The following is a 25,996-nucleotide window of genomic DNA, read 5'->3' on the forward strand; positions in this document are numbered from 1 at the left end:
GTTATTTGCCTAAGCTCTCTAACCCATTTAACGTTTTAGCATGTTCTGGAATCAAGACACTTTTTAATTCGTATCTCTACAACTCCTCCTCCTTCCCTCTACCCTGTTGTTTCGTGTTCTTCTGTGCTGTTTAAATTTGGTGACTTTTTGTGCAAACGTTTGTACAAAAGGGGATATCCTAGAGATTTTCTTAGAAGACCCGAACTGTAAAACCGCTTTTTTAGCATGAATACTGTGCCTTTATTATTGCAAACGTTTGCACAAATAATATACTTTCTATTGGAACAAAATGTCAATACTGAAGATACATGATTTTATACCATCTATATCTTGGAATCGGTAAATTAGAGAACGCAGCTCCCCCTGCCATGTCAAAAAAAAACACAATCCCAAGCGAATGTCCTTCGCTGGAACTGTGCCTTATCATTGCAATCAATTTTATATTAACAATCCTTATCCGGCACACCTGCATCTTCCTTCGTACGGAAAGAAGATCCGCAGCCACACGTAGCTACCGCGTTCGGATTATGAATGGTGAACCCGCCCGTCATACCGGATTCTTCAAAATCAATTTCAAGTCCATTCAGATATTTCAGGTTTTCCTTCTCGACTACAACCTTCATGTTCTGAATATCCATATACAGGTCCTCATCGGACTCTTTATCATCAAAGCCCATGGCGTACGAAAATCCGGTGCAACCGCCCGGTGCTACGCCAAGACGCAGGAACATACCAGGTGTCTCTTGCTGTGCAAGCATCTCTTTCAATCTGTCAGCAGCCGTTTCGCTGATGTTAATCATGCCAGGTCACTCTCCTTTTCATTAACTCTTCTTTAAATTATACTCCACCCCGTCAAGGGTCTCAAGTCATGTTTGCCTCTTTCCGCGTTCCCCCTGTACTCCTTTTTCTTCCCAGTGTATTGAACCCCCGGGACACGAGGTTTATAATGAATAGGTGGTCGCACTGAAATGTCGTTATTTTGTCATGACTTATTCAGACGATGGTCATAATTGGAGTTGTAATTTTTTTCACATTTCGAGACTGCAACGCAGTCCCCAATGCATATATGAGTCAGCAGACTCCATTTTTTGAAAAAATTTAGCTTTCATATGCAGCACACGCTGCACCGGGTAAATAAGAGTTAGTCCAACTAAGAAGGCGGCAGTTGACCGCATCTTTTCTATGTAGTTCTGTATGCAGATCCTACACACGACTCAAATCCGGTTAAGAACAGGAGGAAACAATATGTCTACATTGGTAACACCGTTCACAGACAAAAGAATGGCTGAAATCGTCGAGAAAGTGCAGAACGGCGTAAGGCTGAGCGTAGAAGACGGCGTATATCTGTATGAAACAGATGATCTGCTGACTTTGGGCCAGCTGGCCAATGAGGCCAACCTGCGGAAGAATGGCAAGAAAGTATATTTCATCGAGAACATGAGTCTTTACTTTACGAACGTATGCGAAGCCCACTGCGCTTTTTGTAATTTCCGCAAAGACCAGGGTGAAGAAGGCTCTTATACATTATCCGGTCAGGAAATGATCGATTATGTGGAACAGCATATTCATCCGGGCGTACGTGAGTTCCATATCGTAGGCGGACATAACAACCATGTTCCTTTTCAATATTATGTCGATTCCCTGCGCGCTTTAAACGAGAAATATCCGGATGTTACACTGAAAGCTTACACGGCAGCCGAGATTGATTTCTTCACCCGGATTAGCGGACTCAGCATCAGAGAAGTTCTGCAAGAGCTGCAAAAAGCAGGTCTGAAAACATTGACTGGTGGCGGCGCTGAGATTCTGTCCGATGAATATCGCAAAAAAATGCGTGTAGACAAAGCCAACGTGGACCGTTATCTTGAGGTGCACCGCACAGCTCATGAGCTCGGCATGCGTACACATACGACGATGTTGTATGGATCGATCGAATCCTATGAGGATCGCGTTAACCATATGGTGCAGATTCGTGAATTGCAAGACGAGACCAACGGATTTATGGTCTTTATCCCTCTTTCCATGCAGCCAAAAAGTAAAAACGCGAGCATTATGCGTCGTAACTCGGCTTATGAGGATCTCAAAACAATTGCGATTAGCCGTCTGATGCTGGATAACATCGATCATATCAAAGCATACTTCATTAACATCGGCCCACAGCTGACTCAAGTCGCTCTTGGTTTCGGTGCTTCGGATGCACACGGTACGATCGTTCGGGAACGGATTAGTCATGCGGCAGGTGCACTCACACCTGAAGGCCTTACACGTAAAGAGCTTATATGGCTCATTAAGGGTGCAGGACGTATTCCGGTAGAACGTGATACGTTCTACAATGAAATTCAAGTGTACGAATAAGATATAAATACAAAATACAATCAATATTGCACCCGCACCACTCCAGAACGCAGCTTTCATGATAGGGAGACGTTTGAATTCGAGTGGTGCAAACTGCTGAATAATATCTTTAATTTTCAATGCCTACTTTTCAACTAATCAAATCCTAACAAAAGGAGCAGCTATGTTTTTTGCATAGCTGCTCCACAGTTTACAGCCCCATTTCAGTGGGACTGATGCAGAAAGGAAGCCGAGTCATGAAAAATTTTGTCATTCTTGGAGGCGGTTATGGCGGCCTCACCATCATCAAGGAACTTCTGGAAGGTAAGATTCCATCCGATACACAGATTATTTTGGTGGACCGCAGCCCCTTTCAGGGATTAAAGACCGAATATTACGCACTCGCAGCAGGAACCGTATCCGATTATGACCTGCGTATCCAATTTCCAGTGAACGATAAAGTCACTTACCGTTATGGAGAAGTTACTTCAATTGACTTGGAACAGCGTCAGATTGAATTTGAAGGCCAAGACCCGCTTGAATACGATAAACTTGTTATTGGACTGGGTTGTACAGACCGGTTCCACAACACACCAGGCGCTGAAGACTACAGCTGTACCATTCAGAGCTTTAGCAAAACACGCGAGACTTACCTGCGACTTAATGAAGTCAAAGCCTATGGCAATGTGCACATTGTAGGCGGTGGATTAAGTGGTGTCGAGATGGCAGCCGAACTTCGTGAGAGCAGACCGGATCTGAACATCAGCATTTTGGATCGTGGTGAACGTGTATTATCCGCTTTCCCGCAACGTCTGTCCGTGTATGTACATGAATGGTTTAACGAACATCAGGTAGAGACACGTGGACATATCGCCATTTCACGTGTTGAGCCCAATGCCATCTATAACCGGGATGAACAGATTCTAACGGATGCTGTCGTCTGGACGGCAGGCATTCAGCCTGTAAAAGTGGTACAGGATCTGGACGTGACCAAAGACCCTCAAGGTCGTGTCGTCCTGAATGAATACTACCAAATCCCGGAATATACCGATGTATATGTGGTTGGTGACTGTGCCAGTGTACCTTATGCACCTAGCGGTCAAGCTGCGGAAGTACAGGGTGAGCAGATCGCCCATATTCAGCATGCCCTCTGGAAAGGCGAAAAGCCCAATCCACATCCACTCAAGCTTCGTGGCACACTGGGTGCACTCGGCAAGAAGTCCGGGTTTGGGCTAATGGGCAAAACGTCCATGATGGGACGTGTACCTCGTATTTTGAAAAGTGGTGTGCTCTGGATGTCCAAGCGCCATCTCGGTTAGTCGAGATCGAGCTCATCCCAGACATCGGCTTCGGCAATTTTGGCCAGAATGGCGTTATATAGATCTTCCACTTTGTCCGTGATGACCACTTCACCATTCACCAGTGCAAATGGAGTCATAGAACATTGGCCGCAGTTGGTGAGGCAGCCGTATTCAATCACGTCATAGTCTGGATTTTCTTCCAGTTGATCCATGACTTCATCTGTGCCAAAATGCATATTGTTGGCACAAAATTCAATAATCGGTCTCATGTAGGTTCACCTGCTTTGTTTGACCATTTTAATTTATGGCCATTTGTAATATAATATAATAAGGAAAGGAGTTGAAAAATATGAGCGAAAACGCACAAGACACCATGTATGATGAGGTATCTGATGTTCTTGACAAGCTTCGTCCGTTCCTGCAACGCGATGGCGGTGACGTGGAACTGGTTGACGTGGAAGACGGCATCATTAAGCTGAAACTGGTCGGTGCCTGCGGCAGTTGCCCAAGCTCCACCATTACCTTAAAAGCCGGGATTGAACGTGCCCTTCTCGAAGAAGTTGAGGGTGTACAAGAAGTCGTACAAGTATTCTAATCAATCCTTCACGAAATAAACCTCAAGAGCCTTTCGCTTCGCATGAAGCGGAGGGCTCTTTTTTTGTGCGCATATTCAGCCTGTCCATTTCATCTGTCCCTAGACCAGCATCAACGTCTTCAAAGTCCAGTCCTATAACTCACCTTAAGTATCCTCACGCTGTATGATCGGACGAATCGGATCAAGCCCTCCAGATACATCCATAATGTTACCTGTTATAAAATCGGAATGATCAAGGCATAGATACGTAATCACTCGTGCGATATCTTCACCGCTGCCAGGACGTCCTCTTGGCGTTTCCTCGTCGGTGATGCCCGCCATTTCATCAATCGTTTTCTCTTTGTTGGCACCACGAATATCTCCCGGGCATACCATGTTGACCGTAATTCCATAAGGAGCTTCCTCAACAGCGAGTGTCTTTGTAAAAGAGACCAGACCTACCTTGGCAGCCGCATATACGGCGCGATGTGGCCAAGATCTCGCTTCTCCAGCATGACTGAAGCCAAAATGGATAATACGTCCCCATTGCTTGCGTCTCATCTCTGGCAATACACGCTGATCCAGCAACATCGGTCCCAGCAGATTTCCCTGCACGAGCATCTGGACCTCGGCTTCAGAATAATCCGCAAATAATCGTCGTTCACGGACAAATGGACCCGCGTTATTCACCAAAATATCAATGCTGCCCAGGTTGTCTTCCACCTGTTCAACCAATGAAGAGATATCTTCTACCTTCGATATATCCGCCTGGATAGCAATGCACCGCACACCCTTGGCTGTAATCTGAGCCCTTAAAGCCTCAGCTTCTGCTCTGCTGTGTACATAGTTGAGGGCAATATGACACCCCTGATCTGCCAGACTGAGGGCCGTCATTTTACCAAGACCTTTGGCACTTCCCGTTATGAGGGCAATCTTTCCCTTCACGTTCATCCCCCTCTTCAAAGAGCAGTCACTATCCAGTATAAAAGATTTATCGTCCTCCTACAACTCGCTTATCCACAAGGGATTATCCACCTTTAATTCCAAATATATCTTGATTGGAATCGAATACCTATGGTACTGTCGAGGATATAACCCGAAAGGACCTCTACTTGAATATGAAGAACAAACGATGGATATCATTTCTTACACTTTTAATGGTGAGTTTATTCACAGTCTCTAGTGCTTCACAGGTATCAGCAGAAAGTGAGACGTATCAATCACCCGATGAGTATGATTGGATTATTGGCCCTGCATCTGTAACGCTCGATGGCAAAGCCACACTGAAAGTCCCTGAAAGTCATTCCTTTCTGGATAAGGCCAATACCCAACGCTCAATACTTAACAGCGGTGGAAAGCCTAACGGGAATGAAATCGGAAGCCTAACCAGCAATAGTGAATACGGCTCGTGGTATGTTGTATTTGAATACGTGAAGACAGGTCATATTCATGATGATGATCAAAATTTGAATGGCGAAGAACTGTTAAGCAGTTATATCCGAGGCACAGAAGAAGAGAACAGAGAGCTCGATCCCGAATACAGAACGTACATAACAGGTTGGGAAATCGAACCGGCATACGATAAGACCAAACATCAGTTGGTCTACTCCCTAGGTTTCAAGAATGCTGATCAGCAAGCCATGGTGAATTACAATGTAAAACTCCTGACACGCGAAGGGTACATCACAGCCATTCTGGTTATCGATACGGCCAACTTTCAACAGAGCCGCCAGGCATTCGAGGAAACCGTCCTTAATCAACTTCACATCAATGCAGGACATACCTACGAGGAATATAATGCATCGACTGACAAAACTTCGACCATAGGGCTCAACAGCCTTCTGATGGGGGGAATCGGGTATACGGCTTCCCAAAAATTTAGCGCTCTTCTTTTGCTCAAAAAAGGATGGGCCTTAATCTTGGTTGTCGTTCTTGGACTAATCGGCTGGATCAGATACAAAATCAAAAGTTCACACGGAGATGAAGAAAAACTCTCTCCCTCCGAGCGGACGTACCTGCAAGAAGCAGATGAACAGCAGCATGCTGATCAGAATGAATTATCCTACTACCGCCAATCTGGACATCACTCCAATGCTGATACATCAGAGAAACTTTAACCTATGTTGTGACTTATGTTGATCCATGCTTCAGCACAGACTTGGGGAGTGGCTATTCAAAAATTGCACCTCGCTACAAGCGCTAATAACGCAAAAAGAGGATGTCCTTCCGTCATATTCATGACTTATGGGACATCCTCTTCTTATCAGTTCACGTCAACTCATACATATTGAATTATTCAGTTGCAGGTTCAACTGAACCTTTATAACGCTCTTTGATGAATGTTTTTACTTCTTCGGAGTGCAGGGCAGCAGCCAACTTCTTAATTGCATCTGAATCCTTGTTGTCCTCACGGGAAACGAGGATGTTCGCGTATGGGTTACCTTGCAGATCTTCGATCAGCAAAGCATCATTCGCCGGATTCAGGTTCGCTTCAAGCGCATAGTTAGCGTTGATGAATACCAGATCCGCTTCATCCAATTGACGAGGCATCATGGCTGCATCCAGCTCGATGATATTCAGGTTCTTCGGATTGGCTGTGATATCTTGAATCGTAGAAGTGATATTTGTATTGTCTTTCAGCGTAATAATGCCTTCCTTCGCGAGCAACAACAGTGCACGTCCCCCATTGGATGGGTCATTTGGAATGGCTACTTTTGCGCCATCAGCCAATTCATCCAAAGATTTAATCTTTTTGGAGTATCCGCCAAAAGGTTCAACATGAACAGGTGTTACAGCAACGAGGTTGAAACCACGTTCTTTATTCTCTGTGTCCAAGTAAGGCTGGTGCTGGAAGAAGTTTGCATCCAATTTTTTATCAGCAAGCTGCTGGTTGGGTTGTACATAGTCATTGAACGTAACGACTTGCAAACGAATACCTTGTGCTTCCAGTTCAGGTTTGATGCTTTCCAGAATCTCTGCGTGTGGTGTAGGTGAAGCTCCCACTTTCAATTCAACCGTGCGTGGTGCACCTGCTGAATTGTCTGCGCCGCTATCGGCATCCTTGTTGTTTCCGCAAGCTGCGAGAACCGCGATCAGCATAAGACTAAGTAGAGCGAATGACCATTTTTTCATGTGTAAAACCCCTTCTCTAATCATATTTTCATGTGGCGTTTGAATGACTGCACAGCCAACATGTTATCTATGTGTTATTTCCTGGTGAAAAATGTAACTAAGCGATCTCCAGCCATCTGGAGAATTTGCACGAGAATAATCATCGACACTACGGATATGATCATGATTTCATTTTGATAACGATAATACCCATAGTTGATTGCCAGCGTTCCCAGTCCACCACCACCAACCATGCCCGCCATCGCCGTGTAGGAGACAAGCGTAACGATGGTAATGGTTATCCCAGCAACCAGACCAGGTAACGCCTCAGGCAGCAACACCCGTCTTACAATCTGTCCGGTGGATGCCCCCATTGACTGAGCCGCTTCAATTACACCACGGTCAACTTCTCGCAACGTTGTCTCCACCAATCGAGCAAAATAAGGAGCTGCTGAAATAACCAAAGGAGGTATAACACCTAACACACCTGTAGCTGTACCGACGAGTGAACGAGTAAATGGAATAAGAGCAACAATCAAAATGATAAATGGAACTGATCGCAAAATATTTACAATCAAGGACAAAATAATGTACACCGTCCGTGACTTGATCGAAGCAGATCGGGCTGTCATAAACAGCAGAACTCCGAGTGGTAAACCAAAGATAACGGTGAATAGGCCTGATACACCCAAAATTTGCAGTGTCTCTATGGAAGCTTTACCAACCTCTTCCCAACGAACTGTTGAAAAATCCATCTAACGTAGCACCTCCACATCAAGTCCCTCAGCGGTTAGTTCGGATATCGTCCGATCAATCGCATTGGAATCACCTTCGAACCGAACGGTCAGCTGACCATAAGGAACCTGTTTAATCGTAGAGATTGTCCCTTGCAGGATGGCAAAATCCACACCCGTCTTGCGAACCGTCCTGGACAAAATCGCTTCATACGTTTTGTTCCCCAGAAAGGATATCTTCACAAGTTTCGATGCAACACCTGCCTGCAATTCAATGCCTGCATTTGCCAGAGCAGTCTCTTCCAGAGCCAGTCCAGCTTCATGGTCACGCATCATGAAGTCCCGCGTAATCGCATGCTGCGGCTTCAGGAACACTTCGGTTACAGGTCCCTGTTCCACAATGCCACCTTGATGAATGACAGCCACCTTATCACAGATGTTCTGAATGACATGCATCTCATGTGTAATCAGCACAATGGTAAGGTTGTACTTTTCGTTAATGTCGAGCAATAACTTCAGAATTGAATTTGTCGTCTGCGGATCAAGCGCTGAAGTAGCCTCATCACAAAGAAGTACATTCGGATCACTCGCAAGTGCTCTCGCAATCCCCACACGTTGTTTCTGTCCACCTGATAATTGAGCTGGATATTTGTTGCTATGGTTCTCCAGACCAACGAGATTGAGCATCTCCTTCACTTTGCGATCAATGGCATCCTTGGGTGTATTCACAAGCTTTAGTGGAAAAGCCACATTATCATATACCGTTGCAGAGGATAACAGATTGAAGTGTTGGAAAATCATCCCGATTTTGCGTCTCTGTTGCTGCAATTCGGTTTTGCTCAGTTCAGTCAGATTGATCCCGTCAACCCATACTTCACCCTCCGTAGGCCGCTCCAGCAAATTAATACAGCGAATCAGTGTACTTTTACCCGCTCCGGAATGGCCAATAACGCCGTAGATTTCACCCTTTTGGATGTTCAAATTCAGCTCGGATAACGCTGTTGTAGACTTTTTTCCTTTGCCGTACGTTTTGGTTAATCCTTTTAATTCAATCAATCGCACTTGCCCCTTTCCAACCACCTACATGTATCTTTACCCGATCTAAAGGAAAACTCCCCTTAAAGTACAAAAAAGAGCCCTTTGCAGAAACAAAGAGGGCTCTTCACGTGAAAGAATATACCTTCTCATCTGCCAAAATCGTGCCTTGCACCATTTTGTAGGAATTAGCACCTAACATCTATAACGAATGATACATGTATCATGTCATTACAAATCGGTTGCCGGGCTTCATCGGGCCTGTCCCTCCGCCGCTCTCGATAAGAAATATGTTATTGTAGGATTTTATAAGTTCATGTAGTTCATGCTTTATAATGTGAATGTAAATTTTGAGATGATCTGTTCATTCTTTGTCATTGCAACACTCTAATTGAAACTCAGTATATTCCAAGTATTCCGATTTGTCAAAGGGAATTATTTCTTTGCCATATTTTATTGATATAACGATAAGAGGCTGTTAACGTTTCACAGACCATATCCACGCCCTGACGCATTTCCTGCACATGCTGATTCAGATCCTCCAGCTTCACCTTACCTTGCAAAGTCTGGTGTAACTGCCACAGGTCATCGTGCATTTCCGAGTTCATGTAGTGAATTTCCATATTACGTCGTTTGCGCAGCTTGCTCATCGGCTCCCGATATGAGTCCTTGATCTGAATTAATTTCAATGCAAGATCATGATGCTCCCTCGCAAAATCGAACTGCCTTAACACCGTAAAATAAGAAAAATGCGCTTTTGTATTTGAAGTATTCAGCTGGAATATTTCATTCAATACGGTCCCGACTTTATCCAAAATGGCAAAGCAGCGGATGAAGCCATCTTTGTAGAAATACACATATCGGGCATACTCAGCTTTTTCAGTCGGCGTCATGTCGTCCGTTGAGCCTGCAACGACCTTTTTGCGAAAATGAGCTGCAGCGAAGCTGCTTTGCTCCAGTTCATCCAGTGAGGAGATGAGTCCCTGAGTCCACACATACAGTTTCCGATAGTCATGCGTGGGATCATGATCCACATGCATTTGCCGCTGAAAGAGCTCAAGTGTATGCGCCATGGAGTCCATCGCATCCTTCAATTTACCTTCGTTTATACGCGGTTTTTCCCCCAACAACGTTCGCAGCATATTTAACCTCCTCTTTTCCGAATCAACATTTCATCACCGTAACACTTCATCCATTCCGTAATTGCTGCTTGCCATAGGTTGCCCTGATCCCCCTGACATCAAACAAAGTCCACCTGTCCAAAGATGTACATCACTGGATGGTGGACTTTCATATTAGGCCGAGTACCTTCAAGAGAACTGTATCTGTATCTAGAACCGATTAACCGGTCGATGTAGCTTGTACACCAGGAAACTCATATACGTTAAAACTCCGAACAATATGGCGATATCCAGCATATGAGCGAGAGCTACGAACATATATACTTCCGGGCGGTTCATTGTCACCATCATGAAAATACCAATCACGACTTGCATCAGGATGAGAACAACGGATACCACGCCAAGGGTACGCATTTCCTTGTTGTCTGGATGATTACGGTAAGCGAAATGACCCAGAATTGCAATAACAATGACGAGCGACGCTGCTGCTGCACGGTGAGCAAAAGCAACCGCTACCCCTCCTGAAAGCTCAGGGATAATCTGCCCGTTACAGAGCGGAAATCCGGAACATCCGCCAGCAGAATTCGTGTGGCTCACAAATGCACCCGTGTATACCACGAGATATGTGTAAATGGTAGAGAACCAGACCAGATTCCTGAATTTTTTGCTCACCCGAGGGTATTTATTCAGGCGCTCCAATCCGCCATCTTTTGCCTCCTGCCTTATGCCCAGCGCCATCATCAGGGAACTAGCAAAAGCAATCAGTGCAAAGCCGAAATGCAGTGCCATGACTGCTGAAGATTGGGAGAAGACAACGGCAAAAGCCCCCATGATCCCCTGCACGATAACAAATACCAGGGTTAAGAAAGAGAACAATTGCAGGTCACGACGTGACTTGCCAAACAGCAGAAAAGCAACAAACGAGGCAATGGACAACAATCCAGCCAGTGCGCTTACAGCGCGATGGGAATATTCAATAAGTGAAGCCACAGTATGTGCCGGAACGAGTTTCCCGTTACATAAAGGCCATTCCGTTCCGCAGCCAAGGCCCGATTCCGTTTTGGTTACGATGCCTCCACCAAAAGTGGCCAGAAACATGACAAGACAGGTTAATACGGTTAACCATTTAAATAAAGTTAAGTGTTTCAATTTTTTCTCACCCGCTGTTGGTTTAAGATGGCGAAGAATATCCTTCGCTTGTTTCGATACTTTGACACTTATTTCACAACTAAATTCATTATACCGGATAAAATGTTCATTGACGTCCGCGCTTTGTGACAAAATGTTAACGTCTGATGAAATAATGACCCATAGGTCACTGGGGATATGTACATCAAATTTCTAACATAGAAACATGTCGAACACACAAACGCCATTTCCCTATTTCAAGAGAAATGGCGTTTCATCTAGTATACCCTTTTACAACATGAACCTGTCATACTTTTATATAAGTTCAATGAAACATTTACACAATAACAGCGATCAAAAGGTTATTCTGTCATCGGAGTGTTTGTGTAAATATAACTTATATAACTTTATTTATGGATCGTGTTGTACACTTCAACTGCGCGATCCAGGAACTGCTCAATCTCTTCTCTCGACTTGCGCAGCTTGTTCACGTACCGTACGAGTTCGCGCCCATCTGTATACGCCACAAAGCTCGGAATGCCAAGAATATTCTGCTCTTCACTAACCGTTCCAACCTGATCCACGTCGACCTCAATCAAAGTCAGTTCACGTGCATATTTCTCTTCAACCTCAGGCATAAACGGATCGATGTATTTGCAGTCACCACACCAGTCTGCCTTGAATACGGCAATCGTCAAACGTGGGGATTGGATGGCTACATCAAAAGCCGGTTTGGAAGTAATCTGTTCCATTCGGTTCATCTCCCTTTCTGTACCTTGTCTTATCCTAAGTGAAGCAAATTGGCGAGTGGAAGTCAAATAATCAGCGCATACTTAGAATAAACCACATGGTCTGTGAATTTAAACCCAGAACATCATGAAAGGATGTCACATCATGACTTCCACCAGAACCGATTCTTCCAGCGAACAGCATCACGGATCCCTCTTGCAGATGGTCCGTTCCATTCCGGGTGCTGCCCGGGAAATCTGGCGTGGCAAACAGGCTGCATGGCAAGCCTCAGCACAGCTTCGTCATCCATTGCGTGACATGGAGTGGGATACCGATACGGCAGCCGCCCTACAGTCTGAGATAGAGCGTCTGTTACCTGCCAGCAGCAAGTCTTTTGCACGCGCGGACCAGGTTCAAAGCGCACTCGTCTGTGAAGAAGATTGCATCATTCTGGAAGAGATAAAGACACTGACCCAGGAGCATAACCGAAGTAATGTTACCCGCACGTCAGCCTATCTGGAATGTTATGAGCAATACCCTGAACTGCATTGGGCTCTGCTGGCCCATATGGTCTCTCGCAACGGCGGATATCACATGACAGATCTTCAGAGTGACTTAATGCATAATCTGCAGAATCAGAGCGATCGCGAGCATATGTATCGGCTGCTGGAGCGATGCAATGCACTCATTTTCCAGGATGCATATCCCCAGCTACAGCTGTATATGAACAGTCGCCGGATTGGACGAAGCTGTTTCCATCTCTTGTCACACTTTCACGTATCTGCGTTTATGACGCCGTTTTGGGAACGCTTTTGGCTGGAACGGTGCAGTTCACTGCTTAGTGTGGCATTAATTATTAATGAGCAGAATTATATCGAGAGCCGGGTGGTGCAACATCCTTATTTTCAAAAAGAAGTACTCTCCAAACCCGCATTCCATCTGCATAATTTGGCGGGGCTTAATCATATCGTCTTTCCTCTTGGTCGGGGAGCAGGCCTCGCGGGACGCGTCATTGAACATTTTGGCAAGTTGGATGAGCGGATCATGTTTGGCAAAGGCCTATATGCTCTGTTGTTTGGGGTGGAGCAAGTCCACACACAAGTGTTGGCGTTCGCACGTTCGGTTCCCCATCGTGGCTCACGGGCCGAATATTGGCCTGGCCTGTTTACCCATCGTGAAGAAGAGGCAGGTGACCATACATTATACGCGCAAGCGCTACTTGATGAAGAATGGCTTCCAGAAGGGCAACGATTATATAGTCCGGAACTGCTATCCGTATGGGGCGACACGCCTTATGAACCGATTACCAGACAAGACTGGCTTCAGACTCGGGATTGTCTCGGTTATCTAACAACACCGCGCCGGCCATGGCTGTTTGAGATGAGTCACGAACATCGGTATGGCATGTTGAAAACAGCACTGGCTCATGATGCGAAAGCCATCACACACTAATGCTGAAGATCATATGGAGCAGGTAAAGCCGGATGATGTGAATTTCCCAATGTACCGCTAATTCTCGCTTGCTGGGCTAATATTCAACGCAGTCACGCAGCTCGCCTTTGCGATACAAAAAGCCCTGTCCGCTTAACAGCAGACAGAGCTTTTATCCATGAACTTTTATCATTTATCCGATGTTCACAACATATTGGAGCTTGAATGATGCTCCGTGTATTCTTAACCTCTTTGACCAGCTCCACGTTGAAGACGCATAAGTGGACGGAGAATTTTTTGCAGAATACGGGGGTAACTGCCCAGCTCGTCCTTGCGTAATACACGCAGCACAACCATGAGAACCAGATACACCACCACAACAAGCACACCAACCACAAGGCAGGTAAGCAAGAAGGATACACGCGCTGGCAGGAACAGTCCAAAGATCGTATTCCCAATCCAGTTCGTTGCAAATCCTACACCTGCTGCAAGCAACACTGTAATGATAAAACCTTTCCAACGATCTCCCATGATGGAGAAATCAACGATTTTGCGAAGGACCCGCAGATTCAGGTACGTGATGACCAGGAAACAAAGGGCTGTTGCAATAATGATGCCGTAAATGCCAAAGATCGGCGCAAGAATCAGACTTGCGATCAGTTTGACTACAACACCTGCTGCCACGCTAATCATCGTAATCCGCGGTTTCCCTACCCCAAGCAAAATGGAGTTGGTGGTCATCATCGTAATCTGGAAAATAGTACCGAATGTCAGCAAGGCAATAATCGGCGTTCCATCCAGATTGGTAAACAGCAATCCGTTGACCGAATACGCTGCTGCACAAAGTGCAATGACAATCGGCATACCTGTTAGAATCGAAATACGCATCGCAAGTGTAACCTGACTCTTCAGATGCGCTTCATCCTTGCGGGCAAATGCTGCCGAGATAACAGGCACCAACGATTGACTTAAAGCGATCGCCAGAATCGGAGGGATACCCGCAATACTTTGGGCCTTAGCTCCCAAGATCGCAAGAACGCCTGTCGCTTCTTCGAGTCCAATCTGGCCACTGAGCAGCGGAACCACAAGGGATGAATCGATGAAGTTAATGGCTGGAACTGCAAGTGAGGACAGCACAATGGGAATAGACAGCTTGAAGATATCGCTGTAGATACCTCGCATCGGTAGCTGCTTTGCAGGCTCGTAATTCAATTGGGCCGCACGGTCGCTACGACGCAGCTTCAAGGTGAAGTACAGCATGACACTAAAGGCACCCACACTTCCTAATACCCCACCAAATGAGGCACCCGCAGCAATCGTTTGATCATCATAATTCCATTGCAGCATGACATAAGCCACGATAATAGCTGTACCTACACGGGCGAACTGTTCCACAATCTGCGAAATACCACCCGCTGTCATGTTCCCTCTTCCCTGGAAATATCCACGCATCATTGCAATGGCCGGGAACAGCAGCAAGGCTGGAGCCAAGGCGCGAATGGCGCTGACCGATGCCGGTACTTTAGAGATATACGTGGCATAATAAGGTGCAGCGAACCACAATAAAGCAGACATGACTACCCCGGCTACAGCCGCAAAGATCAGGGCTGCACGGTAGATCTGTTGGGCTTCACCCGCGCGTCCGAGTGCATAGCGTTCCGATACCATTTTGCTAAGTGTACTCGGTATGCCCGCCGTTGCTACAGTTAACAGCATTAAATATACCGTATTGGAGATGGTGAACGATGCGTTACCGACATCTCCGAGGATATGCTCCAGCGGCACCCGTTGAACCAACCCGAGTACTCTCGCGATTAGCGCAGCGGCTGCCAGAATGAGCGTACCCCTAATGAATGTTTCTTTCTTAGACAAACGAATTCCCCTTCTTTCCTCCACACCGGACGTGCATCCCGTTGAAGCTAATCCTGAACGTTTAGGCGAATCTTACCACCCAGATAATAAAGAGAACAATCATGACGATTTGCAAAATAATTTTCATCACAGTACTCGTAAATAGTCCCACGACGGAACCAAATCCAACTTTCGATGCTTTGGAAGGTGAAGACCCACCGATCAGTTCCCCAATAAAAGCACCGATAAATGGTCCCAGCACCAGTCCGAATGCCGGAATGACAAATGGGCCAATGATAACACCAATGGTACTCAGCGTGGTCGATAACTTGGAGCCACCGAACTTCTTCACACCCCATGCGCTGACGACATAATCAGCCACAAACAACACAACCACAATCAGAATCTGGATGATCCAGAACCATACACCGAACGGATCAAAACTGAAGAACCAGCCGTAGACCAGAAACGCGAAGAAAATCGCTACAGCACCAGGCAGTATGGGATATACCGTTCCGGCCATCCCCACTGCAAACAGCAGCACAATTAAAATCCAGGCAATGGTTGCGAGCAAAGGTTACTCCCCCTTCAAAATATGTTCACGAATCACTTCGACGATGCCGTCTTCATTATTACTCGCTACGATCAGATCAGCCGCTTCCTTCACCTGCTCTTGCGCATTACCCATAGCTACACCCAAACCTACCGCCTCAATGACAGCCAGATCGTTCAAGCTGTCTCCGACAGCAACAACTTCGGACATCTCGATGCCCAGTAGCTTGCAGACTTCCGCTACACCACTAGCTTTGGATATACCTGCAGGGTTGATCTCAATATTAACGGGTGAGGAATTCGTCATTTGCAGACCACCCATTTGTTGCAGTTCCATCATAATCTGGTGACGAACTTCATCCACTTCGGTATTGAAGCCGAATTTCAACCATTCCAGACCTTCAATATTGTCCGTCCAGCGATCACGGTTGAAAAGCTCTTCCACGGAGTATGCCCAGTACCAGCTGTTATATTTCTCACCGATCTCCTGCATTCTGCGAATCAATGCCGGGTCCATCAGATGACGCATATGCAGATCATGCGGAGCTTTCCAGACCTCACTGCCGTTAACGGTAACCATCGGTGTCTCCAGCCCAAGCTGCACCGCATAAGGCATCGCGTGGAATACCGCTCTTCCCGTGGATAGGCACACATGTACCCCCCGACGAATAGCAATCTGAATCCACTTGGCGGTCTCCTGCGTAATTTCATGATTATCATTAAGCAATGTTCCATCCATATCCAATGCAAGCAATTTGTATTTCAGTTCACTCATACAGTAGTTCCTCCTAGGTTGTCTCTCTCTCCAAGTTGAACTCATGGATATCCATTCAGGCACTACGCGGGCAGAATACCTTTCGAGTCGTAGTATCTTTGTTTTAGAATTACCTTTTTCTTTAGTGTATTGAGATTATACGAGGTAACCGTTACGTGTACGGATCGTCTTCCGATCGCTGTTGTCTCCAAATTTTCTAGATTCTCTCTTCTTAAGGGTTAGAAATTCGGAGACAGCGTATGCTTTCGAAGCAGCTTTCTTGCAGAAAGCTTTCAGGCGCACGCTATCGCTTCTTCAGATCGATTCCGCCCCCTTCACTACATCACCTTTGTATTTAGAGCTCATAACACCTACCATCAAGAAGGAAATTCATAAACAAATTTCCCTTCTCTAGATCCTTTCTGCCATCTCCGTTCCACATTGGTTCTCCAGTTCAACTTGAAGGTTCTCTTTATCTATTGGTCAACATTCTTTCACAATAAGATCGCCCGGCACCCGTAAAAACGGACGCTCCGGACGTCACAGCTAACGACATTTTACCACAGATCATCTGTATGCAACAAAATAACCCGTAATCGGCAGGATGACGCTACAATATCATTTTATATTGTATATCTTATATCCGGTTGCCCTTTTCGAAGTCATACGTCCAGACACGTAGAAAGGGGCTGTCTCAGAAGGAACGCCGCCTCGCTCCAAGTGCTAACGAACCTACCGCACCTTAAAAGGCGCATCATCAACGGTTGCAAGATTTAACGAACCTCACTAACGCTATTTCGTCATAACAGGGCTTCCCAACCTATAAAAACCAGTAAATCGACGAAATAGCTTCTCTATAGTTCGTTAGTTCTCTGATCTGGGCAAATGGGAGCGAATAGCGTGTATCAGGTTCATTAAAAGAAATAAAACTAAATGAGGATGTCCCTCGTCATATTCATGACTTATGGGACACCCTCATTGTTATAATTTTGTTTATTCACCTGTAATTCACTTTAAACTTCAATTACCGTGCTGCGAATTTGCGACGAGCGTAACGGAATACGATGCCATGTTTCGGGGACAGCAGCAGTGCGAGAACAAACAAAATCCCAGCTACTGCCACCATGCAGCCCGCGATGGAAGCATCCAGGGCGTATGCCATGATGTAACCTCCAACCGAGGAAGCTGCTCCGATCAAGACGGCATACAGAATCATTTTGCCCAGACGATCTGTGAGCAGGTACGCCGTCGCCGCAGGTACAATCAGCATGCCCACCACGAGAATTGAACCCACACTTTCAAATGAAGCTACGGATGTCATGGAAACGAGTCCCATGAGCAGATAGTGGAACAGCACTACTGGAATGCCACAGGCAGCAGCCAGCGCCGGATCGAAGGCACATAGCTTGAACTGTTTGTAGAACAGCCCAATGACGACGAGGATAACGAGTAACGTGATACCAAGCATCCAGACTGCCCTCGGCCCCACATCTGTGCCCCCAAGGGTTAGCGTATCCCACTGCACATAAGCGATCTCGCCGAACAAGACACAGTCAAGATCCAGATCGATGTGCTGAGCGTTTAGACTAATCAGAATGACGCCTACTGCGAAGAGTGCTGTGAACACAATTCCGATAGAGGCATCAGACGAGAGTCCACCCGCCTGCAAACTCTGTATGAAGAATACCGTCAGTAGTCCAAACACGGTGGCACCGAGCAGCATCCACAAAGAATCTCTGGAACCGCTCCACAGGAAAGCAATCGCAATACCGGGAAGAACCGCATGGCTGATCGCATCACCGACCAGAGCCATTCGCCGCAGGATCAGAAAACAACCGAGGATGGCGCAGGCAGAAGATACCAAAACAGCCGTCAAGATGATCCAAAATGTTGCCATTACATCTCCCCCCGTTCCTGCTGATTCCGCTGTGTGGCGAGAGTCTGAAGTGTAGCCCGCTCTTCACGCATATATGCGGACTTCGCCTGAATACTACGTAACCGCCTGGCTAATAATCCACGACGCGGTGCGAGCAAGGCTGATCCGGCAAACAACACCGTAGCCGCAAGAACGGTTACAGGTCCTGTCGGCAGATTAGGTACAAGCGTGCTGAAGATGGTTCCTGTTGCTCCACTCAATGCACCAAATATGCCTGCCAACACCACCATCAGTGCGAGTGAGTCGGTCCAGCAACGTGCCGCTGCTGCCGGAGTTACCAGCAAGGCTGCAACAAGCACCACACCAACGGCCTGAATCCCGGCCACCACCGCGATCACCGTCAAGAGCAGGATGAGCTGCTCTAACATGGCTACTGGCAGTCCCATACCTCGTGCAAATCCCGGGTCAAAACTCACCAGTTTGAATTCCTTGAACCAGGCCAGACAGGCAATCAGCAATACGAGACATACACCACCCATGACATACACATCCGTCATGACCATGGATGCCGCCTGCCCAAACAAATATTTATCAAGTCCGCTTTGACTTCCGCTCGCTCCATGCTGGATGCGCGTCAGCATCACTACACCAATCCCGAAAAATACGGTCAACACAATGCCCATCGCCGCATCCTGTTTGATCCGGGAGTAGCGTGTAATCCACGAAATTCCGAAGGTAGCAACGATACCTGCCACCAGAGCACCGAACAGGAATAATCCTACAGACTTCGTTTCCGTTAACATAAATGCAATACAGATCCCAGGCAGAGCAGCATGAGCAAGGGTGTCCCCCATCAGACTCTGCTTACGAAGGAAGGTGAAGGAGCCAATAATTCCACTACTGAATCCAAGCAACAAACAGCCTAGCAATATCCAACGTGTATTGGGGTCGGACAAGATGGCAACGATCCAGTTCCACATGCACTACACCTGGCCTTTCTCCGTCCGGCTTCCGATCATGGCAATCCGGCCTCCGTACGTCTCTTGCAGTGTATCTGGTACAAATACTTCGCTCGTCGGGCCACCTGCCACCAGTCGTCCATTGAGCAAAAGCACATGGTCGAAGTATTCCTCGACTGTGGCAAGATCATGGTGAACGACCAGCACCGTCTTGCCTTGTTTCTTCAATTGTTCCAACAGGGAAATGATCGCTTTCTCCGTGGTAGCATCCACACCTGCAAACGGCTCATCCATGAAATACAGATCTGCGTCTTGCACGAGTGCCCGCGCCAGAAAGACACGCTGCTGTTGTCCACCAGACAGCTGACTGATCTGACGGTACATGTAATCGCCCATGCCAACTTGTTCCAGGCAGTGTGCTGCCAGGTCTCTCTCCTTTTTCCCCGGACGACGGAACCAGCCCAGATGACCATACCGTCCCATCATCACTACATCGAGTGCATGCGTAGGGAAATCCCAGTCGACCGATTCCCGTTGGGGTACATATCCAATACGACGCCGTTGTTCCCGGTAAGATTGTCCGAAGATCCGTACCTCACCGTGCATCTTCGGTACCAGTCCCAGAACGGCTTTGATCAGGGTCGATTTCCCTGCACCATTCGGTCCGAGAATTCCGATAAGCTGCCCTTCCGGGATGTCGAAGGAAACGCTGCTAAGCACCGGCTTTTTGTGATACGCAACGGCCAAATCCCTCACACTAAGAGGAGCTGATGTAGGCAGCGTTCCCTGCAAGTGGCTGTTGTTCAGATTCGAAGGGGTTTGTTGCGATAAAATAGTATCATTCATAATCCTGTAACTCCTCTCTTCATAGGATTCATTATTTCAAGGCTTCTACAATCGTCTCAACATTGTGGCGAATCATACCGATATATGTGCCTTCTTCCGTTCCTTCAGCCCCCATGGCATCCGAGAACAGTTCTCCACCAATGCTGACCGTATGCCCTTTTTGAGCCGCTCCGGCAATAATGGCTTCCATCGCTTTGGCAGGCACACTCGATTCAACAAAAACGGCTTTGATCTGGTTATCCACGAGATAATCTCTCAGTTCGCTAACATCTTTTGCACCGTATTCGGCTGCTGTACTAATGCCCTGAAGCCCCATCACTTTCATGCCATAAGCCTGACCGAAATATCCAAATGCATCATGTGCCGTGACCAATACCCGGCTTGCTTCTGGAATCTCCAGAATCTTCTCACGTACCTCGGTATCCAGATCTTTGAGCTTCGCCAGGTATGTCTCTGCCTGAGCCTTGTATTCTTCCGCATGATCCGGGTCCGCCTCCACGAGCGTATCGCGCACGGCCTCTGCCGCATGCATCCAGTGGCTGACGTTAAACCAGACGTGTGGGTCATATTCCGTGCCGCCTGTGTCTTTGCCTGAGTGTAACTCCTCGACTGGAATGGTCTCTGTAACAGCTGTAACCAGCTTGCTTGAGGACATTTTCTCCAAAATGTCTGTCATTTTGCCTTCGAGATGCAGTCCATTATAGAAAATGACTTTTGCTTGTTCCAGCTTGCGAATATCACCTTGGGATGCCTTGTACAAGTGGGGGTCAACGCCCGGGCCCATGAGCCCGGTAACCTCAACATATGCTCCGCCTACCTCACGTGCTACGTCAGCGATCATGCCCGTTGTAGCGGTTACTTGCAGCTTGCCGTTGTTGCTCGTCTCCGCATCACTTGAACATGCTGAAAGTACGACAACCAGCACCAGAGCCGCTAGCGTGATGACTCCCCTCTGAATACTCCTCATCTTCACCATTAACAATTCAATCGTCCCCTTTCCCTCTCCTAAAAGTATTGTCCACATCTAATTTTGTTGTACAAGGTATTAATTTTTAATCAAGACTAATAATGTTTCCCTTGTGCAAATTTTATCCGAAGCCAAAAAAAAAGGCAAGGGATTATTTCCCCTGCCTGTCCAAATGTACATTTAATTCACTTCATGAACCGTTTGGTTACGATGTTAAAAGAGCTGATTCCCGCGATGTTCTTTGCGTTACTCTTTGTCTTTTGCTTCGTCTTTTTTCCCTTTTGGTGTTCCGTCAAGACCGTACACTTCATCGTATGCATCGAAGATTTTCCGTGCAATCGGCGACGCACTGACTGACCCGAACCCACCTTCAGGTACAACGACAGCTACAGCAAGCTTTGGATTATCTCGTGGTGCAAAGGCGATAAATACACCATTCTCTTTTTTGTTCGGTCCGGTCCCCTGCTCTGATGTTCCTGTTTTCCGTGCATAATCGTATGGGAAACCGTCAAATGAACTTACTTTAGTAACCATACCTTTATGAACTTCATTCCAGTGCGCATCGGCAAAATCAACTTCATTAAGAACCTTAGGTTTGATCTCCTTCACCACATTGCCATCCGCATCACGGATTTCCTTCACCAAGTGAGGCTCCATCCGTTTCCCTTTATTGGCAAGCATCGTCGTGTATTGTGCGAGTTGCATAGTAGTGTACTTCGCTTGTTGTCCAAACGAGGCAAACGCCAAACGTGTTAGAGCTGATTCCGTTTCATCATTATTATATTCTAAAGTGCCTAGGTATTCTTTGGGTAAATCGATACCCGTAGAGACACCCAATCCGAAATCTTTCATATGTTCATCCCACACCTTAACACCCTTAGTTGAGCCATATTTATTTAACAGGCGCTTACCCACCATATCGATCATGAAAGCATTGGAGGATTTCTCGATTGCTCTTCTGGCGGTAATGGAACCATTATAAGCGGAATGCGAGTTTCTCACTTGTCGTCCATCTTTTCCCAGAATGGCATATCCCTGATCATGATAGGTCTGTCCTGCTGTAAATAGTCCCTCTTTTAATCCAATCAGCACACTTAGCGGCTTGATTACTGATCCAAGAAGTACTACGGATTCAGCATGACTAGGCTTAGCATCATTTGGAGGGAACGACTCAGTGGTTCCGTTCCGGAATACAAACTTGATTTTGTTATAATCCCAATCGTTCGGATCATAATCCGGCATACTCGCCATCGCTACCACATTTCCCGTATCCACTTCCATGGCTACTGCGTATCCCGTAATTGCCTTCGGAAGTCTGCGCAATTCATCCGTAATCGCCTCTTGTGCAGCCATCTGAATTTCCTTGTTGATGGTGGAAACCAGACTGTAACCTTTCTCCGGTGGAGTCTGTAGCATCGTTCCATCCGGCAGATTACGTGCGTCAATATCAATGGACTGATATCCGCTTCGTCCACGGAGTTCTTCCTGATATTGCAGCTCGAGCCCATCAAAGCCAACCTTCTCCTCCTCATGGTACACAAGACCAGGATCACGTTGGTTACTTGCCCCCTCGCGGATGGCTTTATATTTGGCAATGGAATCTGGTGCCCGTTTAAACTCTCGTGTGTAACCCACAATCTGAACGGCTACACCATCCGGGTCATATTTCCGTATGTTTTCTTCCAGCACCATAACGCCCGGATACTCCGCTTTTTTCTCCATGAAAAAGGCAATCTCTTTGGTCGATAGATCCGACTTCACCAATCTTGGCACATACCCGAACGTTTTCTGATAATCCAGATCCAGTCGTTTGATGATCTCTTCCGCGTCCGGCTGCTCTTTGTCCCCTGGATTAAACTGCTTAAACACAGCCGCCAGATCATGAGCCAGTTCCTCTGCTTCCTGTCTACGTTCATCATTCCGATAATCCTCATATAACAGCACATACAGGGACTGTACAGGTTCGGAATAAGCGAGCGCGACTTCCCCTGTCGCATCATAGATGGGACCGCGAACAGGTGCAAGTGGAATATCTTTGGTATTACGACTTGTTTCCATATACGTCAGTTCAGGACCCTCCACAAACTGCACAAAGGCTAATCTGAAAATAAGGATACTGAATATGACAAATGCCGCGAAAAAAAACAGATTCAGCCTTGCGGTGGAAGGCTTGTTGACGGGTGTATCTTCCTCAGTCATGGGTTTCTTCCTCAATCGGTTAAACATGTTTTAAGCCTCTCCCGTTCCTCTATAAAAATAAAATATTTAATCCGTTTTGTGAACGTGTTCAATCCAAAATTTAATCCTTTCTCATACAAGTCTACCAAAGGTTAGCTGTCACGTCTTTCAATTTTTGGTTACATTTTCGTAAACAGAAACGTACACTACCCAATCTATTGATTTCAATGTAAACACTGACATATCAACGTTTGTCCCCTTCTCCGGAACGCGTTTACCCTTCCCTTATATAAACGTGGTACAGCTCATATGGTTACATATTAATGCAACTAAATAGTTCACTCTTACGATCCATTCTCCTTGTAAAAACAAAAAAGAGGACCCACGAAGGGTCCTCTCTGTAACCAATGCCTCACATCACTGTGTGCCTGATTCCGATTCTGAATCTTTATTTTTGTCCTTTTTCGGTACACCATCAAGACCGAATTCCTCGTCATAGGCATCGAAGATCGCACGTGCAACCGGAGCCGCACTGCTCGAACCAAAGCCCCCTTCGGGGATAACCACAGCGACAGCAAGCTTCGGATTATTACGTGGTGCATAGGCGATAAATACCCCGTTATCCACCAGTTTACCGCCGACGAGTTGCGTCGATGTACCTGTTTTTCTGGCAAAATCATACGGGAAGCCACTAAATGCCGAAACTTCGGTGGCCATGCCTCGTTGCACCTCGTTCCAGTAGGCGTCGTTAAAATCTACCGTGCTGAGTACCTTCGGTTTAACTTTCTCAACCACATTACCTTCCGAATCCCGGAACTCGTTAACCAATTGCGGTTCCATCCGTTTTCCTTTGTTCGCAAGCATCGTGGTGTACTGTGCCAACTGCATGGTTGTATATTTTCCTTGCTGACCAAAGGAGGCATACACAAGTTTAGTGAGGGAGCTCTCTTCACTTCGGATATACTCCAAATAACCAGGATATTCATTCGGCAGATCAACTTCCGTCTTCACGCCAAGCCCAAACTGCTTCATGTATTTATCCCATACGTTGATACCATCTGCACCATACTGCGAATACAGCTTCTTTCCGATCTCGTCGATCATGAACACGTTCGAGGAATGACGAATCGCATCATGCGGACGCATCGCACCGTACACATGCCCTGATGAGTTCTGCACTCTACGGTTGTCTCCACCAAAGGTCGTTGAACCTCTATCCTGATAAACGGTATTGGTCGTAAAGAAACCCTCTCTCAAACCAATCAATACACTCAGCGGTTTGATCGTGGAACCGAGCAAGACTACAGACTCAGCCCGCTTGCCTGTATCATCTGGCGGGAAGCCTCGGATCGTACCATTTTGATAGATATATTTTATTTTATCGTAATCTTCATTGCTTATACCGCCAGTTCTCCATACGTTAGTATCATAATCCGGCATACTGGCCGCAGAAACAATTTTCCCAGTATCCACTTCCATAGCAACCGCAAAGCCTGTTTTGGCGTTCGGGTGTAATTTACCCGACACTGGGTTCCGATGAAGCCAACTCAACTGATCCAGAATGGCCTGTTCTGTTTTCACCTGAACGTTCTTGTTAATGCTGGAAATCAGGTCGTAACCTTTCTCCGGCGGGGTAGAACCAGCCACACCTTCAGGCAAGTTACGCAAATCCACATCAACGGATGTATATCCGCTTTTGCCGCGGAGAGCATCCTGATATTGCAGCTCAAGTCCATCAAAGCCTACAAATTCATTTTCCGTATACACCAGGCCCGGGTCCGTTTGCGTTTTGTTGGCCTCGTCCACTTCTTTGTATTTATTCAAGGTTTTCGAACTTTTAAATTTCTTCAGATAACCGATCGTCTGAACTGCTACCGTATCCGGATCATAGAACCGTACACTCTCCTCGACGATCTGAATACCTTTGAACTCGTCCTTGTGCTGAAGGAAATAAGCGACTTCTCCCTCGGACAGATCACTCTTGATCAGGCGTGGCATAAAACCGTTCGCTTTGCGGGAGTTCAAGTCCATCTCTTCAATGATCTGTTCCACTGTAAGTGACTCTGAATCCTTCGATTTGTACTGTTCAAACACATCATGCAACCGGGTTGCAATATCCTGCACTTCCCCTATGTTAGGACTCGGTTTCCCATCAACATCCCCATAATTCTTATACAGCGTCAGGTATAGAGACTGAATGGGCTTGGAGTAAGCCAATTTCACCTCACCAGTAGAATCATAGATCGTACCTCTCACAGGAGGAAGCGGTACATCCTTCGTAATATTACTTGCTTCTTCCTGACTGAGTTCAGGCCCTTCGACAAATTGCAAAAATGCCAAACGTACAATAATAACGCTAAAAATAACAAAGGAAGCGAAGAAAAATACGTTCATTCGGTAACTGAATCGCCGTTTGTCTGTAAGTTCATCCTTCTCATTGGAATGCTTTTTCATCCATCCTACCTCTTTCATGACTTGATGCATACCGCTCAAACTGATTCTTTCCGGCATGATAACC

23 protein-coding genes and 1 riboswitch are annotated in these 25,996 nt (G+C 46.5%); of the genes, 5 read left to right on the forward strand and 18 right to left on the reverse strand.

Features of this window, described 5'->3' with window-relative positions; translation table 11 throughout:
* Positions 1-443 precede the first annotated feature (443 nt).
* Entirely contained in the window at positions 444-800 is a 357-nt protein-coding gene (locus MKY85_RS24665; RefSeq protein ID WP_062837974.1) for an iron-sulfur cluster assembly accessory protein, read from the reverse strand.
* A 445-nt stretch (positions 801-1,245) separates the two neighbouring features.
* Between MKY85_RS24665 and mqnE the strand changes: the two genes are divergently transcribed.
* Positions 1,246-2,352 (forward strand): aminofutalosine synthase MqnE, encoded by a 1,107-nt coding sequence (gene mqnE / locus MKY85_RS24670; protein WP_091020813.1) that lies wholly within the window; start codon positions 1,246-1,248, stop codon positions 2,350-2,352.
* 236 nt (positions 2,353-2,588) lie between these two features.
* The gene (locus MKY85_RS24675; RefSeq protein WP_253440680.1) at positions 2,589-3,650 is read left to right on the forward strand and encodes an NAD(P)/FAD-dependent oxidoreductase; all 1,062 of its coding nucleotides are present in this window, start codon (positions 2,589-2,591) and stop codon (positions 3,648-3,650) included.
* Here MKY85_RS24675 and MKY85_RS24680 read toward each other — a convergent pair.
* Positions 3,647-3,901 carry a YuzB family protein gene (locus tag MKY85_RS24680; protein WP_036605750.1) on the reverse strand — a complete coding sequence of 85 codons (255 nt, stop codon included), beginning with the start codon at positions 3,899-3,901 and terminating at the stop codon, positions 3,647-3,649. The genes MKY85_RS24675 and MKY85_RS24680 overlap by 4 nt on opposite strands.
* Before the next feature lie 80 nt (positions 3,902-3,981).
* Here MKY85_RS24680 and MKY85_RS24685 point away from each other — a divergent pair, with 80 nt between their 5' ends.
* Positions 3,982-4,227 (forward strand): NifU family protein, encoded by a 246-nt coding sequence (locus MKY85_RS24685; protein WP_062837977.1) that lies wholly within the window; start codon positions 3,982-3,984, stop codon positions 4,225-4,227.
* 144 nt (positions 4,228-4,371) lie between these two features.
* Here MKY85_RS24685 and MKY85_RS24690 read toward each other — a convergent pair whose 3' ends face one another.
* Complete coding sequence (locus tag MKY85_RS24690; RefSeq protein ID WP_342571011.1) at positions 4,372-5,151, reverse strand: SDR family oxidoreductase; 780 nt, start codon at positions 5,149-5,151, stop codon at positions 4,372-4,374.
* 173 nt (positions 5,152-5,324) lie between these two features.
* On the opposite strand from MKY85_RS24690, the gene MKY85_RS24695 reads away from it, so the two are divergent.
* On the forward strand, positions 5,325-6,323 hold the full coding sequence (locus MKY85_RS24695) for a DUF2167 domain-containing protein (protein WP_342571012.1): 999 nt from the start codon (positions 5,325-5,327) through the stop codon (positions 6,321-6,323).
* Between the two features lie 175 nt (positions 6,324-6,498).
* Here the strand turns inward: MKY85_RS24695 and MKY85_RS24700 are convergent, their stop codons facing one another.
* The 6 genes from MKY85_RS24700 to MKY85_RS24725 all read right to left on the reverse strand — a co-directional run bounded on the left by MKY85_RS24700 (position 6,499) and on the right by MKY85_RS24725 (position 12,087).
* The gene (locus tag MKY85_RS24700; RefSeq protein WP_342571013.1) at positions 6,499-7,338 is read right to left on the reverse strand and encodes a MetQ/NlpA family ABC transporter substrate-binding protein; all 840 of its coding nucleotides are present in this window, start codon (positions 7,336-7,338) and stop codon (positions 6,499-6,501) included.
* A 74-nt stretch (positions 7,339-7,412) separates the two neighbouring features.
* The gene (locus MKY85_RS24705; RefSeq protein ID WP_047841298.1) at positions 7,413-8,072 is read right to left on the reverse strand and encodes a methionine ABC transporter permease; all 660 of its coding nucleotides are present in this window, start codon (positions 8,070-8,072) and stop codon (positions 7,413-7,415) included.
* Complete coding sequence (locus tag MKY85_RS24710; RefSeq protein WP_339237530.1) at positions 8,073-9,107, reverse strand: methionine ABC transporter ATP-binding protein; 1,035 nt, start codon at positions 9,105-9,107, stop codon at positions 8,073-8,075.
* Positions 9,108-9,232: 125 nt separating this feature from the next.
* A riboswitch (SAM riboswitch) is annotated at positions 9,233-9,374 on the reverse strand.
* A gap of 137 nt (positions 9,375-9,511) precedes the next feature.
* The gene (locus MKY85_RS24715) at positions 9,512-10,228 is read right to left on the reverse strand and encodes a Cthe_2314 family HEPN domain-containing protein (protein WP_342571014.1); all 717 of its coding nucleotides are present in this window, start codon (positions 10,226-10,228) and stop codon (positions 9,512-9,514) included.
* Between the two features lie 189 nt (positions 10,229-10,417).
* The gene (locus tag MKY85_RS24720) at positions 10,418-11,356 is read right to left on the reverse strand and encodes a heme A synthase (RefSeq protein ID WP_339237535.1); all 939 of its coding nucleotides are present in this window, start codon (positions 11,354-11,356) and stop codon (positions 10,418-10,420) included.
* Between the two features lie 386 nt (positions 11,357-11,742).
* A complete protein-coding gene (locus MKY85_RS24725; protein WP_017692403.1) occupies positions 11,743-12,087 on the reverse strand; it encodes a thioredoxin family protein in 345 nt (114 codons plus the stop codon).
* Between the two features lie 142 nt (positions 12,088-12,229).
* On the opposite strand from MKY85_RS24725, the gene MKY85_RS24730 reads away from it, so the two are divergent.
* Entirely contained in the window at positions 12,230-13,516 is a 1,287-nt protein-coding gene (locus tag MKY85_RS24730; protein ID WP_342571015.1) for a DUF2515 family protein, read from the forward strand.
* 222 nt (positions 13,517-13,738) lie between these two features.
* Here the strand turns inward: MKY85_RS24730 and MKY85_RS24735 are convergent, their stop codons facing one another.
* The 9 genes from MKY85_RS24735 to MKY85_RS24775 form a co-directional block, all read right to left on the reverse strand.
* Positions 13,739-15,367, reverse strand: a complete 1,629-nt coding sequence (locus MKY85_RS24735; RefSeq protein WP_342571016.1) for a polysaccharide biosynthesis protein — start codon at positions 15,365-15,367, stop codon at positions 13,739-13,741.
* A gap of 61 nt (positions 15,368-15,428) precedes the next feature.
* Entirely contained in the window at positions 15,429-15,869 is a 441-nt protein-coding gene (locus tag MKY85_RS24740) for a DUF456 domain-containing protein (RefSeq protein WP_047841365.1), read from the reverse strand.
* Between the two features lie 54 nt (positions 15,870-15,923).
* Positions 15,924-16,673, reverse strand: a complete 750-nt coding sequence (locus MKY85_RS24745) for a Cof-type HAD-IIB family hydrolase (protein WP_339237542.1) — start codon at positions 16,671-16,673, stop codon at positions 15,924-15,926.
* 1,003 nt (positions 16,674-17,676) lie between these two features.
* Positions 17,677-18,549 carry a metal ABC transporter permease gene (locus tag MKY85_RS24750; protein WP_047841304.1) on the reverse strand — a complete coding sequence of 291 codons (873 nt, stop codon included), beginning with the start codon at positions 18,547-18,549 and terminating at the stop codon, positions 17,677-17,679.
* Entirely contained in the window at positions 18,549-19,508 is a 960-nt protein-coding gene (locus tag MKY85_RS24755; protein ID WP_091037906.1) for a metal ABC transporter permease, read from the reverse strand. The genes MKY85_RS24750 and MKY85_RS24755 overlap by 1 nt, the downstream gene beginning before the upstream one ends.
* 3 nt (positions 19,509-19,511) lie before the next feature.
* On the reverse strand, positions 19,512-20,333 hold the full coding sequence (locus tag MKY85_RS24760; RefSeq protein ID WP_342571017.1) for a metal ABC transporter ATP-binding protein: 822 nt from the start codon (positions 20,331-20,333) through the stop codon (positions 19,512-19,514).
* A gap of 31 nt (positions 20,334-20,364) precedes the next feature.
* Positions 20,365-21,309 carry a zinc ABC transporter substrate-binding protein gene (locus tag MKY85_RS24765; RefSeq protein WP_339308476.1) on the reverse strand — a complete coding sequence of 315 codons (945 nt, stop codon included), beginning with the start codon at positions 21,307-21,309 and terminating at the stop codon, positions 20,365-20,367.
* Between the two features lie 237 nt (positions 21,310-21,546).
* Positions 21,547-23,499, reverse strand: coding sequence for a penicillin-binding protein 2 (locus MKY85_RS24770; protein WP_342573477.1), 1,953 nt, complete (start codon positions 23,497-23,499; stop codon positions 21,547-21,549).
* 396 nt (positions 23,500-23,895) lie between these two features.
* Positions 23,896-25,932, reverse strand: a complete 2,037-nt coding sequence (locus MKY85_RS24775; RefSeq protein ID WP_342571018.1) for a penicillin-binding transpeptidase domain-containing protein — start codon at positions 25,930-25,932, stop codon at positions 23,896-23,898.
* Between the last annotated feature and the right edge of the window lie 64 nt (positions 25,933-25,996).

Source organism: Paenibacillus sp. FSL R5-0749, from assembly GCF_038595085.1.
Taxonomy (GTDB): Bacteria; Bacillota; Bacilli; order Paenibacillales; family Paenibacillaceae; genus Paenibacillus.

Excerpts from the sequence above, each read along its gene's own strand:
- MKY85_RS24740 (WP_047841365.1), bottom strand. The coding sequence starts at position 15,869 with ATGGCCGGAACGGTATATCCCATACTGCCTGGTGCTGTAGCGATTTTC.
- MKY85_RS24750 (WP_047841304.1), bottom strand. The coding sequence starts at position 18,549 with ATGGCAACATTTTGGATCATCTTGACGGCTGTTTTGGTATCTTCTGCC.
- MKY85_RS24705 (WP_047841298.1), bottom strand. The coding sequence starts at position 8,072 with ATGGATTTTTCAACAGTTCGTTGGGAAGAGGTTGGTAAAGCTTCCATA.
- MKY85_RS24725 (WP_017692403.1), bottom strand. The coding sequence starts at position 12,087 with ATGGAACAGATTACTTCCAAACCGGCTTTTGATGTAGCCATCCAATCC.
- MKY85_RS24760 (WP_342571017.1), bottom strand. The coding sequence starts at position 20,333 with ATGAATGATACTATTTTATCGCAACAAACCCCTTCGAATCTGAACAAC.
- MKY85_RS24685 (WP_062837977.1), top strand. The coding sequence starts at position 3,982 with ATGAGCGAAAACGCACAAGACACCATGTATGATGAGGTATCTGATGTT.
- MKY85_RS24665 (WP_062837974.1), bottom strand. The coding sequence starts at position 800 with ATGATTAACATCAGCGAAACGGCTGCTGACAGATTGAAAGAGATGCTT.
- MKY85_RS24675 (WP_253440680.1), top strand. The coding sequence starts at position 2,589 with ATGAAAAATTTTGTCATTCTTGGAGGCGGTTATGGCGGCCTCACCATC.
- MKY85_RS24730 (WP_342571015.1), top strand. The coding sequence starts at position 12,230 with ATGACTTCCACCAGAACCGATTCTTCCAGCGAACAGCATCACGGATCC.
- MKY85_RS24695 (WP_342571012.1), top strand. The coding sequence starts at position 5,325 with ATGAAGAACAAACGATGGATATCATTTCTTACACTTTTAATGGTGAGT.
- MKY85_RS24700 (WP_342571013.1), bottom strand. The coding sequence starts at position 7,338 with ATGAAAAAATGGTCATTCGCTCTACTTAGTCTTATGCTGATCGCGGTT.
- MKY85_RS24765 (WP_339308476.1), bottom strand. The coding sequence starts at position 21,309 with ATGGTGAAGATGAGGAGTATTCAGAGGGGAGTCATCACGCTAGCGGCT.
- mqnE (WP_091020813.1), top strand. The coding sequence starts at position 1,246 with ATGTCTACATTGGTAACACCGTTCACAGACAAAAGAATGGCTGAAATC.
- MKY85_RS24775 (WP_342571018.1), bottom strand. The coding sequence starts at position 25,932 with ATGAAAAAGCATTCCAATGAGAAGGATGAACTTACAGACAAACGGCGA.
- MKY85_RS24755 (WP_091037906.1), bottom strand. The coding sequence starts at position 19,508 with ATGTGGAACTGGATCGTTGCCATCTTGTCCGACCCCAATACACGTTGG.
- MKY85_RS24745 (WP_339237542.1), bottom strand. The coding sequence starts at position 16,673 with ATGAGTGAACTGAAATACAAATTGCTTGCATTGGATATGGATGGAACA.
- MKY85_RS24770 (WP_342573477.1), bottom strand. The coding sequence starts at position 23,499 with ATGACTGAGGAAGATACACCCGTCAACAAGCCTTCCACCGCAAGGCTG.
- MKY85_RS24680 (WP_036605750.1), bottom strand. The coding sequence starts at position 3,901 with ATGAGACCGATTATTGAATTTTGTGCCAACAATATGCATTTTGGCACA.
- MKY85_RS24715 (WP_342571014.1), bottom strand. The coding sequence starts at position 10,228 with ATGCTGCGAACGTTGTTGGGGGAAAAACCGCGTATAAACGAAGGTAAA.